A 15,036-nucleotide genomic window follows, 5' to 3' on the forward strand; every position below is an offset into this window, starting at 1 on the left:
GGTCAGCCGTCTCAGTCGACGGTTGCTGCAGCTTCCACCATCGGCCACATCGCAGCAAATTCAGCATCCGAAACCACGGCGGTGACCTCGAACTGAATGCCGAAATCCTTGATCCAGGGGCCGAGATGCGCCCAAACCTTGCCGATGTCACTGGCAACGGCAATGGCAACACCGCTGCCGCTGATCGGTTCGCAGACCCGATATTTGAGAGCAAAACCATCGAAAGCATCTCCCGGTGCTCCCGAATTGATGTAGTCAGCAAAGCCAGGGCACGACTCCCACGCACCCTCAACGGTCGGGAACGTCCAAACGATCAAGTAGTGCTGCACGGTGAAGGAGGGCAAACGCTTGCTTCGTAGCCATGAAACGGCATCCAGGCGGAATTGCAACTGAATTCGGTAGTCATTCAGCAGGAGCCTTCGTCAAAGCTGGCAACGGGCTACAGCTGAAACAGGACCCAGCACAGCCATGACACTCCATATCGCCAATGAAATGGATGAAGTGGAAGTGGCCGTCTGGTGGGACTTATCACGCATCGTCCGTCACTTCGAGCGCCAGGGACTGGAACGACGGGAGGTGAAAACTGCCGTGATGAATGCGGCGCTCCGCCTGATGAAGGATGAAGGGGAGCCCCATTGACCGGTCCCCGGCTTCAGACGAGTTCCGCATCAATGAGCGCTGCATCGATTGCGGCACCTGCTGGACCTTTGATCCGGATCACTTCGCTGCCGGTTCAGGAACGGCAGTGGTGGCTCACCAACCCATCGGAGCGTCATCCCAGCGCCAGGCCCTTCTGGCCTTACAGGCTTGTCCGGTTGCCGCGATCGAGACGAGCCGTACTCTGCAACGCACCACACCGGCTGAAGGCTTCCCGAGCTGGATCTGCAGCCACGCCGCCGGTGAGGTGTTCTATTGCGGCTGGGCGTCCCAACGCAGCTTCGGTGCCCGCAGCTGGCTGATTCAACGCGCCGATGGCAACGTCATGGTTGACGTTCCGCGGTGGAGTGCGCCACTGGCCCGGCGGATCCAGGCGATGGGGGGACTGGCTCAGATCGTGCTCACGCATCGGGATGATGTGGCTGACCATCAGCGCTGGGCTCAGGCCTTCGCCTGTGAGCGTTGGATTCATCGCGGTGATGCCGATGCCGCGCCCTCGGCTGAGCAGGTGCTGGAAGGGCAGGAGCCATTGGAACTCGCACCACAGATCGAACTGCTGCCCACTCCGGGGCACACCCCAGGCTCACTCTGCCTGTTGCTCGGTGATCAACGACGGGTTCTGTTCAGCGGTGATCACGTGTGGTGGAACCGCGACCAGGACGTGTTGGTGTGTTCCGAGCGCTACTGCTGGTGGGATTTCAACGTGCAGATCCGTTCGCTTCAGCGCCTGCAACGCCTCGATGTGGCTTGGCTCCTGCCGGGCCATGGCCATCGCCAGCATTTTCAACCGGGCTTATGGACTGAGGCGGTGAAGCAAACCCTGACCTGGATCCAGGCCCAGCATTGAGAAAGGCTGTCTCCTCCGGACTGCTCATCCGAGCGAGGGCAAGGTTGCGCCCCAGGTAACGCCCGAAGCGCTCCAGTTCCGCGAGATGGCGGCAAGCAACATTGGCGGTGGCTTCATCAACATGCCGCTCCAGCAGGGGGATCACAGCCCTCACCACGCTGATGTCTTCGCTGTGGAGCTGTGGCATCAGCCAGAACTGCCGCCGCGGTCGTTGCGATTCCGCTGCGATCCATCCCCGCTCCAGCGCCTCCAAGCTCAGCTGCAGAGCCTGAGGATCGCCGGCAAAAGCCTTGGATTCACCGCGCCAGATCTGACGGGGGAACTGATCCAGCAGCAGCACCAGGGCCAGACCGCTGCTGGGCGCACAGCTCCAGTGGTTCAGGTCTCCGGTGAGGGCGCGCTCAACAGCCTCCCCGAACCGCTCTCGCACCAGGGCATCGAAGCTGTCGCGGCGACGAAACCACTGCCAGGGTCGGCACTGCTGGAACCAGAACTCCAGAACGTCGTCGGCCTTCAAGACGAACAGCTGTAGTGGGACACCCCACCGGCGCTGAAGAACTCCCGCGGTTTCAAGCGGTCGTAGCGGGCCGCCATGTCGGGGGACGGAGTCTCATAGGGGGTGCTGAACAGCTGCTGCAGTTCAGCCATCAGGGAGGTGTTGCCTTCGGCGGCCTGCTGGTAGGCCGGAGCAATCAACCATTCGCGCCAGGTGATCGCCGGGTTGACCCGCCGCATCCCAGCGGAGATCACAGATGGTTCAACGCCACTGGGCCACTGGGCGCGCCAGCGCAGCAACCAGTCGTTCCATTGGGCTTCAAGGGGAGCCGACAGGGGGAGATAGAAACAGTCCCGCAGCGGATCGATCTGCTCGGGCAGATCCGACAAACGGCGGAAGAACATCGAGTAATCGGCGCTCGACTCCACCAGAAGCTTCAACAGCTCTTGCACCAGTGCGTCGTCGGCACTGGACAGGCCGAGTTTGCTGCTCCACATCCGTTGCATGGCCTCCTGCATGGCAGCGGGGAAATCCTCCAGCAACTGATCCAGTTGGGCCTGGGCCTCCGCCTGGCCCTCCATCAGCGTGCGCAGGGATTTCCAGAACATGCGGTAATTGGCCTCCGCAGCCGCCGGCTGGTTGAAGAAGCAGAAGTGGGCACCGCCACCGGTCCAGGGCTGAAAGCGCGGGTCAAACAGCTCGCAGAAGCCGAACGGGCCGTAGTCGAGGGTGAAGCCACCGGCGGCGCAGTTGTCGCTGTTGAAGTTGCCCTGGCAGTAGCCCACACGGATCCAGTTGGCCACGAGGCTCGTAAGCCGATCACGGAACAAGCGCGCCAACAGCACAACCTGGTCGCTGAAGGGCAGGCCGGGATCGATCTCCTGGCGGTAATTGCGTTCGATCAAGTGCGCCACGATCAGGTGCAGCTCCTGGTGCGCCCGGGGATGGGCCTCACTGCGGGCACGGCGGGCGAACAACTCCAGCTGACCCACCCGCAGAAATGAGGGCGCCACCCGGGTGCTGATGGCGGCCGGGTTGTCGACCATCACGTCCGGGTCCATCGAACGTGAGTTCTCGGAATACCAGGGCCGTCCCACCGTTTCGGCGTGGGAGACGTACAGCGTCAACGAACGGGAGGTGGGCACACCGAGGGCGTGCATGAACTCCTGAGCCAGAAACTCACGCACGCTGGAGCGCAGCACGGCGCGGCCGTCGGCACCACGGCAGTAGGGGGTCGGACCACCACCTTTGAGCTGCATCTCCCAGCGGCGCCCTTCAAACACCCCCTCAAACACCGACATGGCTCGGCCATCGCCATAGCCGTTGCCATTGCCGAAGGGACACTGCTGCGTGTATTCAGTGCCGTAGATCGAAAGGGCGTAGCCGGTGGCCCAGCCCCAGGGCCGCATCGGACCGGTGGCCACACCGAGATCACCGGAGAACATCCGGCGGAACCGATCGTCCTGAGCCAGGTCGTCGCTGAGACCCAGCTCGCTGAACAAGCTGCGGCTGTGCGCCAGGTATTGGGGCTCGGGGATCGGGGTGGGCGTCACCGGCACGTAGTGGCCAGAGAGAACCTGGCGAGGGCGGTGATCGTCCCCATCCGCTGTCGCCTCCGGATCAGGCGTGAGGGACTCCAGCAGGGAGTAGTCGGCCCGTTCGGCGAACTCAGCAAACGTGGCGGTGCTCATCGGACCCTGACGCTGTACCCATCATCGCCAGAGCTGCGGCCGGGTGTTTTGACCGATGGCCAATGGTGGATCGAGGGCTTACACCGAGGGAAGCATCCAAGGGGAACCGTGGGCAAAGCCAGGAAACTTCGCTCCGACAACCGACAGGAGGAGCTGATCACCAGCCTGATCGGCCTCACCGCCATTTTTGTGGCCACAGCCATCTGGTGGAGCGTGGCTCCCCAGTGGCTCACCAGCAGCTGGCAGACCTTTCAGTAGTCGACTTGCTAGCCGGGCTAGTAGTCGGGCATGGACGCCTCAGCTCGCAGCCTGCACCAGGGCTCAAGCAGGGTGGGGCGACCGCAATGGGGGCAATCCTGCCCCCTCTTTTCCACCTGCACGAAGGGGATCCAACGGGAGTTGGCCTGCCCCTCATAGCCGCAGTGCTTGCAGTGAATCCGGTATTCCGCCATGACTCAGAGCGCGGGCTTTTCCTGACGTTGCACGGCCTCATGGGCCTGGCGCAGGCCATGGACCATGAAGCAATAGGCCGGATTGCACACCAGGTACTTGCCGTCGCCGATGGCGTCGATGGTGGACCCGCGCGAGGTGGCAAAAATTCGGCTTTTGAACTCCATCTCATCTCCTTGGCTGACCTCACTGTTGTGGGGACATGGAGGAGCGGCAACCCGTGTAAACGCGCATTGTGCGCAGGGCTGACTCAGTCGACGGGGTCGCAGTGGTCGCCATCGCACTGAAGCCCACATTGGGGTTGCTTGGCGCCGTACTGCCAGGGACGCCGCATCGCCCAGTACTCATCCACCAACCCGAGCAGGTAGGTGCCGATGCGCCGGAGCAAGGAAGCCTGTTTCATGCCTTCAAGCTGGCAAGGGCGTGGCAAGTCCGCAACCGAAGGCGAGGACATCAAGGGGACGAACGCAAGGTGGCAAAACACAGCCTGGGTGGGTTAGGCCCGATGCAGTGCGACTGACCTTGAGCACCGACCCACCAGCACCGAGCCATGACCACCACGCAACATTCGAACCAGCTGCTGGAAGAGCTGGTTGCTGAAGAAATCAGCTTTCAGATCGATCAGATCGCGGAAGACCTGCAGCGGGAAGGCTGGCCGATCGCCATGGTGAAGCGGTTCATGCATGTGGCCGTGGAGCGCCTGCCGGAATGACGCGAGGGGCCAACTAGGTGAAACGACTCATCTGCAGAGAGCTGTTGCACTTTTAACAACGGTGATCCAGGCCATTCGTTGACAGTTGGGCGTCGCTTGCGCCATTCCCGATGAATGTCGTCACTGCTTTTGCGGCCGTTGGCCTGACCGCGGTGTCATGGGACGACACCCTCAGCCGGGCTGGTGCCAGGGCCTTCAGGCATGCCCTCGACTACCGCGAGCCCTACTGCCGGATGAGTGAAAATGAGGTGGTGCTGATGATGGACGCGGTGCTAGCCATGCGGCTGGAGCGGGGCACCAAAGCGCTGATGTTGGAGGCCGCCAAAGCTCTCACGGCCGATCAAGCACTCACGGCCTACGCCATGGCCTCAGAACTGATGCGCTCCGATGGGCCCTATTCCGCCGAGGAGCGCCGGAGGCTGGATCTGCTGGCGTTGATGCTCTCGATCTCGCAGATGGAGGCCGAGCGCATCGACTCCGTTTTTGAGTTGCTGCACGCCCCCCTGGAGCCAGCTGTCATCCCCTCAGGCGTCAGCTGAGGGCTGCAGCTCAATCCAAAGCAACCAGAGAACCCCGACGAACGGGATCAGAGAGATGAAGATCCACTGCCAGGAACGGCCGGTGTCCCGAATGCGCCGAATGTTCATCGCCAGGCCAGGGCAGATGGAAGCGACAGCAAAAACGAAATAAACAGCTGAAGGCGAGAGACCTTCGCCAAGACACCGCCAATGATCAGGTTGACGAGGACGATCTTCCAGTAGTCGATCCGGGATGTCCGCCCCTCGAAATCGAAGGATTGGGTCCAGAACTGGGGATAAAAGCTCAGCATTGAATTCACGCCTCAAGCCGCACGCTTGTCGTCACCGAACCAGATGCCCCGGCGGCTATCGGGCAGACGGACCACGGCACGTTCATAGCGCTGGCGGCAGCTGCGGGCACGGAGGTGTTCTTCTGCCTCCTGAAGCAGCTGTTGCAGCCTGACGTCGTCCATGGCGTTGCCTTGATGCCCACCCATTCAGGCCACGATCCGCGCGGCGTCAATAGGCCACGTTCAACTCTTCTGATCCGTAACGGAGCAGGAAATCTGCTTCGGATTGATCGGAAAGCAGCAGGCAGGTGTGGTCGTTGGCGCCGGTTCGGTAGCAGTAGACGTCGAGCTCTTCAGGGTTGCGGTTGGAGTGGATGACCTCCCCCATCCGAAGCACGTAACGCGTTGCCATCACCTTGCACCCACAGATGACTCCGAGATAGCGCTGATCCAGACGGTTCAATCATCTCTGTGCTGAGCTGCGTACAAGAGCTCATTCGTTGTCGACGCGAATGAAAAAACGACTCTCCACATCCATCTCGCCCTGATCCTCAATCTCCGGGTCGCCCTCCACCAGCTCCACGGCGAAATCCATGTCGTCCAGTTCATGCACAACACTCTGACCATGCACCAGGTTGTGGACGAGCAGGAGTCGTTTCATGGGTGGACGGAGACGCCGTTCCACCGGTTGGTAGCAACAGCTTGTCGTTCAACGAAAGCCGAAACCTTCTCGGATCGGCTGCTTGGAGGAATACTCCCGCGACAGAGCATCCAACATCAGAGAGATGTAGCGGTCATCCATGCCGATGTCCTGCTTCAGCTGGCGCATCAGGCTGTTAATGCTCTTGAACGCATCTGGAATTTGATGGTCCAGATGCTCCTTGGTGGGTTGGTAGGGCATCGGAGCCAAAAAAATTCCCCGTGAAACCTAAAGGAACCACGGGGAGAATGGTGTTGCTGCTGAACCGGAGATCAATCCTCTTCTTCGGATCCACCAACTGGAATCAGGCGGATCTGCTTGCGTCCAAGCTTGATCTCGTATTCATCTCCGGGCTGCAATTCCAGGAGAGCGGTGTAGGCCTTGCCGATCAACAAATTGCCATTGCCCTGAACCACAGCTTTGTAGGAAAGCTTGCGGCCACCTTTGCCCACAACGGATCCACCCGTGGAGAAGGACAGGCCCTTGGCTTCCAGCAGAGCTTCATAGAAGGCGGTGAATTTCACCTGTTCAGAGCCGTCTTTTTTGGTGACGACGTAGCCACAACCTCTAGCCAGGTCTGTTTTGGCGCAATCGCCAAGTTCCTTGACGCGGTTGAGCAATTCAGCTCCAGTAAGCATGGGTCTGTGAGGTCGTGACTTCTCTATTAGAGCAAATGTTGTGCTGTTAACAAGGGGAAAAAGAGCTGAATTCAGTTGATTTGCTGTGAAAACAAAAAATCAGGATGTGTTGGTGGTTTGACATAGCCCTCAGCATCAAACCGTTGGCCTCGACAATCGGTTGAGATGGCCAACTCCCAATCACAATCCGAATCACCGCCTGATACGGGAAGAGAGGGATGGTTGGTGAACACAACCCAGAAGCGGGTGGTGCATTTCAAGCCGGATCTGAATTCAGAAGGCACGGCCTGGGTCTTAATCAGGACGTATCACTACGACCCTCCCAGACCACCGGAACCCCTCAGCCATCGCCGCGTTCTGGATCAGTACGCGATCGATACCTGGAGTGTGATGTTGAAACGGGGCTGGCGGCCCTGCCGCGCTCCAGCACGCTGATCACTTTCGTTGTCGTCGCTACTGGTTCGGCAATCAATGGCATCAATTGCGCAGTAATGCCTCGCTTCAGGCTGTCAAAGCGAAGCCACGATCGATAGGTTGCCGCAGAGGAACAGATTCAGTTGTGAGCGTCAGTTCGGTTCAGCCCGCCCAAGCGATCAGTTCCATCGGCGTGCATGGCGCGTGGCAATTGTTGAGCTACGACGTTGAAGAACAAGCCAACGGCACCACCTTCTCACCAATGGGGGACAACCCCAGCGGCTATGTGATCTTCACAACGGAGGGACGTCTCTCTTTCATGCTTTCGGCGGAGGGTCGCCAACCGGGCAGCAATGCCGAGGAGCGATCTGCCCTGCTGAGCAGCATGATCGCCTACACCGGCACCTACCGGCTCGAGGGTGATCGTTGGATCACTCAGGTGGATGTGGCCTGGAATCCGGAATGGGTGGGCACGGAACAGACACGCTTTTTCGCGATCGACGGCGACGTGCTCACGGTGCACACCCCCTGGCGGGTGATGCCCAACTGGCCCGAGAAAGGCCTCACCCGCAGCATTGTTCGTTTTCAGCGCTGCCGCTGAATTCAGGCTTCGCCCTTCTGGCCACCACAGGCGTGGCGGGGTTGGTAGCCCTGCTGCTCAGCCAGATAGCGGAGATAAACAATCTGATGACGGTCCGGCATGCCTACCGCAGCAATCAGACCCAACGGGCCAAACAGAAAACCCGCAAGTGCCCAGCGGTTGCTGTTGCGCGCCTTCTGGGCTGCAACGGTTTTCGAGAGGCCAGCGCTGATCAAATGGGCGATCAGCACAAACACCAAAGACTTGAGTTCCACAGACAAGGCACAACACACCCGTTGAGATTGCCAGCGCCTGCAGCACTGTCAGCCCTAGAACGGCAGCTCACGCCGAGCTGCGATGGCGACCACTCCCCTCCCCAGCACAGGCGCCGTGAGCGGACTGGGGGAAACCCTGGCCTCCTTCACCCAGGCGGATTTCGCCCAGCGTCGCTTCGAGACCCACGGCGATGTGTTCGAAACCAAGCTGCTGGCCCAACGGATGGTGTTCATCCGCGGCGAACGGGCCATCGGCGACCTGCTGGGGCAGGGGGATTCCCTCCAGGGCTGGTGGCCCGAAAGCGTGCGGCAACTGCTGGGCAGCCAATCGCTGGCCAACCGCAGTGGGCCAGGGCACAAAGTCCGGCGCCGGGTTGTGGGGCAACTGTTCTCCAGCGCAGCACTGGCCCGCTACACACCGTCGATCGAGCAGTTGGTGGGGGAGCTCTGCCAGGAGCTGATCACCACCAACACACCGCTGCCGCTGGCGGCACGGATGCGGCGCTTCGCCTTTGCGGTGATCGCCACCACGGTGCTGGGGCTGGATGGCGCCAGCCGTGATGCCCTGTTCGCCGACTTCGAGATCTGGACCCGGGCTCTGTTCTCAATTCCGCTGGCGATTCCCGGCACTCCCTTCGCCAAGGCGATGGCCGCACGCCAACGGCTGCTGAAGCGGATCAAGGGCGTGCTCCAGGCGGGCACCAACCAAGGCGGGCTTGATCTGCTGAGCGGCGGCTTGGATGAAGCAGGCATTCCCCTGGACGATGACGACTTAGCCGAACAGCTGCTGCTTTTGCTGTTCGCCGGCTACGAGACAACGGCCTCATCGCTGAGCTGCCTGTTCCGGGCGCTGCTGCTCAACCCGGAGGTGGAGAGCTGGTTGCTGGACGGCCTCAATGACGATCCAGCATCAGCAAAGTTGGACGCAACGGTTCTAGAGGTGATGCGGCTGACGCCACCGGTGGGAGGGTTCTTCCGGCGCAGCCTGGCGCCGATCGAGCTGGCGGGGGTAGATGTTCCCGAAGGCAGCGTGATTCAGGTGGTGCTGAGCCCGACGTCGGCCGGTGATGACGACGATCTGGCGACATTCCGGCCGCAACGCCACCTGGATGGATCGTTCAAGCAGACGCTGCTGCCCTTTGGCGGCGGAGAACGGGTCTGCCTGGGCAAGGCCCTGGCGGAATTAGAGATCCGCCTGATGGCGGTGGGGCTGCTGCAGGCGGTAGAGCTGCAGCTGCAGCCGGAGCAAGACCTATCGCTGCAGTTGATCCCCAGCCCCACCCCCAAAGATGGCCTGTTGGTTCAGGCCGCCGCGCGGTGACGGCGACGTCCGAGGGGTTCGATCCAGTCAACCAGCACCTCTTGGTGATGAAGCATCGACTCGGATAGGCGGCAGCCGAGGTTGATCTCGCCTTGGTCCATCAGGCGTCCGAGGCGGATGGCGGCAGCCTCTTCGGGCCGATCAAAGTTGGTTTGTTGGGCGGCCAACCAGTTCACCTCGCGCTCGGTGATCACCCCGGTGGAGAGGCTCTCCAGGAAGATTTCTCCGACGGTCATGGGAAACGTGTAACGAATTCGTTACATCCTGGCGCGGCCGGCGGGCAGCTGCGATTTATGGCCGTTCAGGCCAGCCACTGATCGGCATCCATCACCTTTTTGATCAGCAGGCCGAGGCGCTTGAACTCAGCGAAGTTCACATCCTTCACCGCCTGATCCAGGCCGCAATCCACCCAGGCGCCATCGCGCTTCTCCTCAATCGTGAAGTCCTGTTCGAGGCTGTCGCGGCGGATCCGGTAAGTGATGCCGTCCTCGTGGAGGTAGTCGGCTGAAACCAGCTGCAGACCCATCGATCGCTCGCGTCAATCCAGCGATGGTGGCGCGAAGGTGTCGGCCACCGCAACAATCCAGCGGGCCGCCGCCGCCGTCACCTGCTCCTTGGTGACGTTGAACTCCAGATCGTGCCCCTGCTCGAGCAGATCGGGAATGATCGTCTGCCAGGCCATGCCGGCGGCACTGGCGTTGAGATCACCAATCAGCACGAAGGCCTTGGCCGCCCCGGTGACGGCATCGGTGTACTCGGGATTGGCGCTCACCTTGCTGCGGTACCAGTCACCCACAAGATCCCGCTGGGCCTTGCTCAGAAAAGGCGGGGCGCCAACGAGGTAGGCATCGAGCACGAGCATCGGGCTGGGAACGCTCTTGCCCGGGTGCTTGAGCTCGAACCAGGCCTGACCGATGGAGGCGGCATCGGGCCAGTGGCAGAGGATCGCCGCGTCCTGACTGTCGAGGGACCGCTGGCTGGCCAGCTGATCGATGCGGTCCTGCAGGGCCTGCCCGGTGAGGGGCGGTTCACTGCGGGCGTGCTCGGCGCGTGCTTCATTGATCGCCTCGGCCACGGCCGCCTCGTTCTCGTTGAGCTGCTCGAGGGCCCGCTTGAGGTTGGCGTCGGCGGGAATGGCCACAAAGCATCGAGCGGGGGTCAACCCCAAGATGTCATTGCCGTCGCCAAGACGCAGCCAAGGCAACGAACACGCTATTGATAATTTTCCACCTGAAGGTTGTAAGCCGACACCAGCAGATTTTTATCCAGACAGATCTCGGCTGGAAATTTTGGCGACGCCGATTTAATCAGCCGCAAGTGAACATCAATCGGCTTGTATCCCACTCTCAGACAGCTTTCAAAGAATTTGGAGACAGCAACTTCGAGGACTTCAGCACCAAAGAGAGGTGTCACTTGACCGCTTTCATGCACCAATAGCCCGAAGTAATGCATCGACCAAATCAAAGCGTCGAGACTTTACAAAACCGAGAATCATTTGCAATAAGCATAAATACCCACCCAATACCGTGCCAAAACGTGGGGGCTCTCATAAAAAAGCAGGAGGGTTGCCCCTCCTGCCCTTACTGCTCAACTCATCGCTGCAAGCAGCAATGAATCAGAAGCGGCCGTAGTTGAACTTGCCGCCATACATGCGGCGGTAAGCAGCGTTGCGGGGGTTGCTGACGGCGTTCGTGTAGGAGAAGCCACCACGATCGCTGTCATCTGAATAAACAGCAGCAGCAGCGAAGGAATTGAGATCCATGCTGAAACGCTTCACCAGGGAAGGGCCGGTGTACATGGCGTTTTCAGAGCTGGCATTAGCCGGAGTGATTTCGGCCATGCCAACAAAGGTGGAGCAGGAAGCCCGTGCTTCCGACTTGAAGCCACGCAGATAGGGAACCGTGTCGGTTCCGAAGGTTTCGAGGTACTCCTCCGAACGAACGAGACTGTCAACGAAAGCGTCGAAACCCTCTGCAGCGATCAGCTGAATGCCTGCACTCACTTCCTTCTGATTGATCGGAGGGCGACCCAGCAGGTGCTTGGTGGTGAGCTCGATGCCGCGCATGGGAGACACGGCGTGGAAAAACTTCTGCTTGTAAAGCTCGGATTTCACCAGGCCTGCCATGAAGCCCTGCACGTTGATGCGGCCGTCACAGAGGAAAGCCTCCAGTGAGACGAGACGCTGGTTGTCGGAGATACCGATGTTGCCAAACACCTGCTTGTAGCCAGCGGTGATGGCAGCTTCCAGAGCCTGGCTGCCCGTTGAGGCATAGGTGTGGTTGATCGCCGAGAAGGGGCACTCCTCATGGATCCGGGGGCCCATACCAATGCCCATAGCGGCGCACTGGTTTTGCTTGTACTCAGCAGGTGTAGATGCCGCCTTGCCCTTGTTGGAGCTGGCACTTTTGGCTGCATCCACGGAGTTCGCAAATGCGAATGACACCCGCTGTTCGTGGGTGAAATCCCGCTTGTACTTCAGGGCTGGCATCCGAGAAAACAGTGAAATCAGGTCAAAGATATGGCGATCGCTTCATCAATGGAGATGAACTTAGTAATAGTTAAAAGCTGCGTTGCAGCAGCAATCGGCATTCATTGCTTCAGGCCAAATCGAAGGCCTGGTCTCGGCCAGAACACAGGCTCTTCTCAAGGGTGTTGGCCGCAACCCTTGGGAAGAGTTTGTCTTGAATCTCAGCCGCCATTGCAGTAGCGAACAGCTTCAGCTTGTGAGCGGCCCTCAGCCACAACGGTTTCAACGCAGCCGTTGAACTGGCGACTCTCCTGCTTCACGGCACACAGACCAACAGCAATGGCCGCCAGCGACACGGCCGACACCACGGTGGCGGAGATCTGAACCAGGCCATAGGCGAGCATCGCCCACTTCTTGCCGCTGCAGGACTGCTGGTTGGTGGTTTCCTCGGACATCACACAAAAGCAACGCCGAGACCCTATGGATCAAGCGTTGGCAACCGACGCACGATCACGACCGTGATCACCGAACAGGCGATCACCGAACAGCCTCAAGGACTCAGCCGAGGGGATCGATCAGGCCGTAGAGCAACGCCATCACCGCCAGCTGGGTGCGATCCGCGGCACCCAACTTGTCTTTGGCAATTACCACGTGGGTCTTCACCGTTTCCACCGAGATGCCAAGGCTGCTGCCGATGCCCTGGTTGGTGAGGCCGCGGGCGACGCCAGCCACCACCTCCAGTTCCCGCTCGGTGAGCTCCTCAATCAACGGCGGCAGGTTCGGGTTCGGTGCTTCGGCCGCACCGAGCTGGCGAATCTCCTCAGGGAGATACACACCGCCTTCGGAAAGGGTTTGAAGGGCTTGAACGAAATCGCCCTTGCCGGTGCCGAGGCTTGATTTGAAGATCACCGCATCGGCATAGGCCTGCATCGCCTCCTGCACCACGGCCTGGGTTTCGCGCACCAGCACGATCAACAGCTGACAGGTGGGCAGCTCCTGCTTCACCCGCCGCAGCAGATTCATGCCGTAGCCGGTTTCCAGATCCGAGCTGCAGATCAGCAGGCTCGGCTTGTGGCGCAGCACCAGTTCAAAGCCTTCGTCTTCAGTGGTCGCGGCACCCACCACGGCACGGCGGATCGGCTCGGCCAGACAGAGGCAGGCCAGGGTGAGGCGATCACCGCAGCAGGCCACCACCCGCTGGGTCTTGAAAAACTGCGCCGTTGCTTCGACGGCTTCGTGCAAAGCGCGAGACTCGAGCCGCAGCTCCATCCCAGGCTGTTCGGATGCCCCTCTTTTAGCGGCGTTTGGATGGCTCAGCTGCAGAGCCATCACGCCCAGCATCGCGACGGACCACGCCGCGGATGCAGTGGGGATAGCGCTGACGCCCCAGGCGACAGGCGTGGGCGGCATCGGCCACCTGCACCGTTTCGGTCTGCAGCTCGCCGTTGCACTGAAGAATCAGGTCGTAAAGAGAAGACATACCAACCGGCGGCGCGCCTTTTTATTGAGCCCCAACAGCCGCAGGTTCACATCCCTCAGCTGAGGGAGAAATTTCCCCCGAAAAAATCCCTCAGATGAGGGATGTGGATCCGCTTCCGCTTTAAGACAGTGAAGTCATGCCTGCTGACAACACACCTCCGATTCGCAAATGCTTGGCAGCTGAAGCCAAGGGAGTTGCGACCGATCCAATCAACCTGGCCATAGCGCGCGAGGTATTGCGACGGGTGCAGGAGGGGGAGTTGCCTATCGCCGCCAAAAACGCAGGCACAGAGAAGAGACCTGAACAGAGGCGTGTTCTGCCAAACATCCAAACCCAATCAAACCCCCTTCGTGTCATTTGGCACAACAGCATTGGGTTGGAGCCAGCACATTGATGCTGTTGCTTCAAAGCTGTGGCCAGCAGGCTGCGTCGATCCCTGCTTCAACTCGGTGACCGTGTTGGCCGCCGCGTGCAGCGCTGGCCGGAGGGATCCTGGCCCGATGCCATGCAACGCAGCCCCCGCCGGGTTCGCAGGACAGCCACGGATGTGATCAAAAGCACCGCCCAGGCAGCGGTGGGGCTGGGGCGACGGGCTGCACGCCTGGGGATGGAATCAATTAAACGCGCCAGCAACCGATGAACAGCGGCTTACTGGTGTTGTCTGTTCTGCTTTTTGTGGCAGGTGTCACCTTGATCAGCCTGGGCTGATTAAGCACAAGTACTCAACACGATTAAACGGATCGATCGGCAACCAAATTCAAAAAAATGACAGCGGTTGATACAGCTTGTCTCTGAAATTCGCCGGATTATGGCTTCATCAAATTCCAAAGCCAATGGAATTCCTCGTTGCAAGCTGCTTCATTTTTCCGCTCTCTGCCCTGTGGATTCAATCTAGGGAAGACGACAACAATGAAGACGAGATGGACTTTCTCTGAATCAAGCCCAGAACAGAGACAAGGCTGAGGTCTTCAACGCTTGGGTCAGAAGATCCACAACCAGCTTGGCGAGAGCGATATTCATCAGAGCAAGTGACATGCTCTATTTTTCTGAGGCATCAACTACATTTTCTGGTCAATTTAGATTTTTATCTCAGAAGAAATGCATCGTCTTGGAGTTGATGCATGTTTCCAAAGGCATTAAGATCTCCAGATCTAAGTGATCAGATGGAAATGGTGTGGACTTTCTCTGAATCAAGCCCTGGAGGACGGCAAGACCGAGGCCTTCAACTCATGGGCCAGAAGATCGGTGGCAAGCATGGTGAGAGCAACACCCATCAGAGCGAGAGCCATGCCCTTATTTTTGTCTGAAGCAATGGCTACATTCCTGGACAATTCCAGATGTTTTTCCCAGGAGAAATGCATCAGCTCTAGGCCTATACATGCTTTCTAAGGCCATAAGCCTTTGCGATCCGAGTGATCAGTGGCATTCAGAAATGTTCTGTAATGACAGCAATGCATTGAGATGAGCATTCTTTCCTCAAATCGGTTGCAAGTACTACGT

31 protein-coding genes and 1 pseudogene are annotated in these 15,036 nt (G+C 59.6%); 9 read left to right on the forward strand and 23 right to left on the reverse strand.

The features are described from left to right. Nucleotides 1-11: 11 nt before the first annotated feature. Nucleotides 12-329 carry a DUF3303 domain-containing protein gene (locus SynA1562_RS07250; protein ID WP_011364476.1) on the reverse strand — a complete coding sequence of 106 codons (318 nt, stop codon included), beginning with the start codon at nt 327-329 and terminating at the stop codon, nt 12-14. A gap of 139 nt (nt 330-468) precedes the next feature. Between SynA1562_RS07250 and SynA1562_RS07255 the strand changes: the two genes are divergently transcribed. Together SynA1562_RS07255 and SynA1562_RS07260 are read left to right on the forward strand one after the other, a co-directional pair. Then, a complete protein-coding gene (locus SynA1562_RS07255) occupies nt 469-639 on the forward strand; it encodes a hypothetical protein (protein ID WP_156783050.1) in 171 nt (56 codons plus the stop codon). After that, the gene (locus SynA1562_RS07260) at nt 620-1,504 is read left to right on the forward strand and encodes an MBL fold metallo-hydrolase (RefSeq protein WP_186493327.1); all 885 of its coding nucleotides are present in this window, start codon (nt 620-622) and stop codon (nt 1,502-1,504) included. Before SynA1562_RS07255 ends, SynA1562_RS07260 begins: the two co-directional genes overlap by 20 nt. 49 nt (nt 1,505-1,553) lie before the next feature. On the opposite strand, the pseudogene SynA1562_RS07265 reads toward SynA1562_RS07260, so the two are convergent. Continuing rightward, a pseudogene (locus tag SynA1562_RS07265) lies at nt 1,554-2,021 on the reverse strand (DUF924 family protein); the annotation flags it as partial. Then, nucleotides 2,018-3,691: a protein adenylyltransferase SelO family protein gene (locus SynA1562_RS07270; protein ID WP_186493328.1), complete on the reverse strand. Its 1,674-nt coding sequence runs from the start codon at nt 3,689-3,691 to the stop codon at nt 2,018-2,020. The pseudogene SynA1562_RS07265 and the gene SynA1562_RS07270, both read right to left, overlap by 4 nt. A gap of 108 nt (nt 3,692-3,799) precedes the next feature. Between SynA1562_RS07270 and SynA1562_RS07275 the strand changes: the two genes are divergently transcribed. Next, the gene (locus tag SynA1562_RS07275) at nt 3,800-3,949 is read left to right on the forward strand and encodes a hypothetical protein (RefSeq protein ID WP_170950618.1); all 150 of its coding nucleotides are present in this window, start codon (nt 3,800-3,802) and stop codon (nt 3,947-3,949) included. 17 nt (nt 3,950-3,966) lie between these two features. On the opposite strand, the gene SynA1562_RS07280 is transcribed toward SynA1562_RS07275, so the two are convergent. From SynA1562_RS07280 to SynA1562_RS07290, 3 genes are all read right to left on the reverse strand, one after another. Continuing rightward, nucleotides 3,967-4,143, reverse strand: coding sequence for a hypothetical protein (locus SynA1562_RS07280; RefSeq protein ID WP_156783051.1), 177 nt, complete (start codon nt 4,141-4,143; stop codon nt 3,967-3,969). Between the two features lie 3 nt (nt 4,144-4,146). Beyond that, nucleotides 4,147-4,308, reverse strand: coding sequence for a hypothetical protein (locus tag SynA1562_RS07285; RefSeq protein WP_170950619.1), 162 nt, complete (start codon nt 4,306-4,308; stop codon nt 4,147-4,149). An 83-nt stretch (nt 4,309-4,391) separates the two neighbouring features. Further along, nucleotides 4,392-4,544, reverse strand: a complete 153-nt coding sequence (locus SynA1562_RS07290; RefSeq protein ID WP_170951022.1) for a hypothetical protein — start codon at nt 4,542-4,544, stop codon at nt 4,392-4,394. A gap of 147 nt (nt 4,545-4,691) precedes the next feature. Between SynA1562_RS07290 and SynA1562_RS07295 the strand changes: the two genes are divergently transcribed. Together SynA1562_RS07295 and SynA1562_RS07300 are read left to right on the forward strand one after the other, a co-directional pair. Next, complete coding sequence (locus tag SynA1562_RS07295; RefSeq protein WP_011364481.1) at nt 4,692-4,853, forward strand: hypothetical protein; 162 nt, start codon at nt 4,692-4,694, stop codon at nt 4,851-4,853. Nucleotides 4,854-4,963: 110 nt separating this feature from the next. Then, nucleotides 4,964-5,392, forward strand: coding sequence for a tellurite resistance TerB family protein (locus SynA1562_RS07300; protein WP_186493330.1), 429 nt, complete (start codon nt 4,964-4,966; stop codon nt 5,390-5,392). Here SynA1562_RS07300 and SynA1562_RS13005 read toward each other — a convergent pair. The 7 genes from SynA1562_RS13005 to SynA1562_RS07330 form a co-directional block, all read right to left on the reverse strand. Beyond that, nucleotides 5,378-5,500 (reverse strand): DUF805 domain-containing protein, encoded by a 123-nt coding sequence (locus SynA1562_RS13005; protein ID WP_255445583.1) that lies wholly within the window; start codon nt 5,498-5,500, stop codon nt 5,378-5,380. The two genes, SynA1562_RS07300 and SynA1562_RS13005, sit on opposite strands and share 15 nt — an antisense overlap. Then, a complete protein-coding gene (locus SynA1562_RS13010; protein ID WP_255445584.1) occupies nt 5,497-5,691 on the reverse strand; it encodes a DUF805 domain-containing protein in 195 nt (64 codons plus the stop codon). The genes SynA1562_RS13005 and SynA1562_RS13010 overlap by 4 nt, the downstream gene beginning before the upstream one ends. Before the next feature lie 3 nt (nt 5,692-5,694). Continuing rightward, nucleotides 5,695-5,868, reverse strand: a complete 174-nt coding sequence (locus SynA1562_RS07310; RefSeq protein WP_006851083.1) for a hypothetical protein — start codon at nt 5,866-5,868, stop codon at nt 5,695-5,697. A 22-nt stretch (nt 5,869-5,890) separates the two neighbouring features. Continuing rightward, nucleotides 5,891-6,124, reverse strand: a complete 234-nt coding sequence (locus tag SynA1562_RS07315; protein WP_186493331.1) for a hypothetical protein — start codon at nt 6,122-6,124, stop codon at nt 5,891-5,893. 30 nt (nt 6,125-6,154) lie between these two features. Next, nucleotides 6,155-6,322 (reverse strand): hypothetical protein, encoded by a 168-nt coding sequence (locus tag SynA1562_RS07320; protein ID WP_186493332.1) that lies wholly within the window; start codon nt 6,320-6,322, stop codon nt 6,155-6,157. A 48-nt stretch (nt 6,323-6,370) separates the two neighbouring features. After that, the gene (locus SynA1562_RS07325) at nt 6,371-6,562 is read right to left on the reverse strand and encodes a hypothetical protein (RefSeq protein ID WP_186493333.1); all 192 of its coding nucleotides are present in this window, start codon (nt 6,560-6,562) and stop codon (nt 6,371-6,373) included. Between the two features lie 71 nt (nt 6,563-6,633). Continuing rightward, complete coding sequence (locus SynA1562_RS07330; RefSeq protein ID WP_186493334.1) at nt 6,634-6,999, reverse strand: AbrB family transcriptional regulator; 366 nt, start codon at nt 6,997-6,999, stop codon at nt 6,634-6,636. Between the two features lie 165 nt (nt 7,000-7,164). On the opposite strand from SynA1562_RS07330, the gene SynA1562_RS07335 reads away from it, so the two are divergent. Together SynA1562_RS07335 and SynA1562_RS07340 are read left to right on the forward strand one after the other, a co-directional pair. Further along, nucleotides 7,165-7,434 (forward strand): DUF1651 domain-containing protein, encoded by a 270-nt coding sequence (locus SynA1562_RS07335; RefSeq protein WP_186493335.1) that lies wholly within the window; start codon nt 7,165-7,167, stop codon nt 7,432-7,434. 124 nt (nt 7,435-7,558) lie between these two features. After that, the gene (locus tag SynA1562_RS07340) at nt 7,559-8,014 is read left to right on the forward strand and encodes a lipocalin-like domain-containing protein (RefSeq protein ID WP_186493336.1); all 456 of its coding nucleotides are present in this window, start codon (nt 7,559-7,561) and stop codon (nt 8,012-8,014) included. 2 nt (nt 8,015-8,016) lie between these two features. Here the strand turns inward: SynA1562_RS07340 and SynA1562_RS07345 are convergent, their stop codons facing one another. Beyond that, nucleotides 8,017-8,268, reverse strand: coding sequence for a hypothetical protein (locus tag SynA1562_RS07345; RefSeq protein WP_255445778.1), 252 nt, complete (start codon nt 8,266-8,268; stop codon nt 8,017-8,019). A gap of 82 nt (nt 8,269-8,350) precedes the next feature. Between SynA1562_RS07345 and SynA1562_RS07350 the strand changes: the two genes are divergently transcribed. Beyond that, a complete protein-coding gene (locus SynA1562_RS07350; RefSeq protein ID WP_186493338.1) occupies nt 8,351-9,589 on the forward strand; it encodes a cytochrome P450 in 1,239 nt (412 codons plus the stop codon). Here the strand turns inward: SynA1562_RS07350 and SynA1562_RS07355 are convergent. The 8 genes from SynA1562_RS07355 to SynA1562_RS07390 form a co-directional block, all read right to left on the reverse strand. Then, nucleotides 9,571-9,825 carry a hypothetical protein gene (locus SynA1562_RS07355; RefSeq protein WP_186493339.1) on the reverse strand — a complete coding sequence of 85 codons (255 nt, stop codon included), beginning with the start codon at nt 9,823-9,825 and terminating at the stop codon, nt 9,571-9,573. The genes SynA1562_RS07350 and SynA1562_RS07355 overlap by 19 nt on opposite strands. 65 nt (nt 9,826-9,890) lie before the next feature. Next, nucleotides 9,891-10,115: a hypothetical protein gene (locus SynA1562_RS07360; RefSeq protein WP_011364493.1), complete on the reverse strand. Its 225-nt coding sequence runs from the start codon at nt 10,113-10,115 to the stop codon at nt 9,891-9,893. A 12-nt stretch (nt 10,116-10,127) separates the two neighbouring features. Further along, on the reverse strand, nt 10,128-10,730 hold the full coding sequence (locus tag SynA1562_RS07365) for a hypothetical protein (RefSeq protein WP_186493340.1): 603 nt from the start codon (nt 10,728-10,730) through the stop codon (nt 10,128-10,130). A gap of 71 nt (nt 10,731-10,801) precedes the next feature. Next, entirely contained in the window at nt 10,802-11,041 is a 240-nt protein-coding gene (locus SynA1562_RS07370) for a hypothetical protein (protein WP_226399493.1), read from the reverse strand. Nucleotides 11,042-11,204: 163 nt separating this feature from the next. Then, nucleotides 11,205-12,077: a phycobilisome rod-core linker polypeptide gene (locus SynA1562_RS07375; protein ID WP_186493341.1), complete on the reverse strand. Its 873-nt coding sequence runs from the start codon at nt 12,075-12,077 to the stop codon at nt 11,205-11,207. A 200-nt stretch (nt 12,078-12,277) separates the two neighbouring features. Then, on the reverse strand, nt 12,278-12,511 hold the full coding sequence (locus SynA1562_RS07380; protein WP_186493342.1) for a hypothetical protein: 234 nt from the start codon (nt 12,509-12,511) through the stop codon (nt 12,278-12,280). Nucleotides 12,512-12,614: 103 nt separating this feature from the next. Next, the gene (locus SynA1562_RS07385; RefSeq protein ID WP_255445585.1) at nt 12,615-13,385 is read right to left on the reverse strand and encodes a response regulator transcription factor; all 771 of its coding nucleotides are present in this window, start codon (nt 13,383-13,385) and stop codon (nt 12,615-12,617) included. Further along, nucleotides 13,351-13,536: a hypothetical protein gene (locus SynA1562_RS07390; protein WP_186493343.1), complete on the reverse strand. Its 186-nt coding sequence runs from the start codon at nt 13,534-13,536 to the stop codon at nt 13,351-13,353. Before SynA1562_RS07390 ends, SynA1562_RS07385 begins: the two co-directional genes overlap by 35 nt. A 412-nt stretch (nt 13,537-13,948) precedes the next feature. Between SynA1562_RS07390 and SynA1562_RS07395 the strand changes: the two genes are divergently transcribed. After that, complete coding sequence (locus SynA1562_RS07395) at nt 13,949-14,176, forward strand: hypothetical protein (RefSeq protein ID WP_186493344.1); 228 nt, start codon at nt 13,949-13,951, stop codon at nt 14,174-14,176. Nucleotides 14,177-14,726: 550 nt separating this feature from the next. Here the strand turns inward: SynA1562_RS07395 and SynA1562_RS07400 are convergent. Further along, on the reverse strand, nt 14,727-14,897 hold the full coding sequence (locus SynA1562_RS07400) for a hypothetical protein (protein WP_186493345.1): 171 nt from the start codon (nt 14,895-14,897) through the stop codon (nt 14,727-14,729). Between the last annotated feature and the right edge of the window lie 139 nt (nt 14,898-15,036).

The organism is Synechococcus sp. A15-62 (assembly GCF_014280075.1).
Lineage (GTDB): Bacteria > Cyanobacteriota > Cyanobacteriia > PCC-6307 > Cyanobiaceae > Parasynechococcus.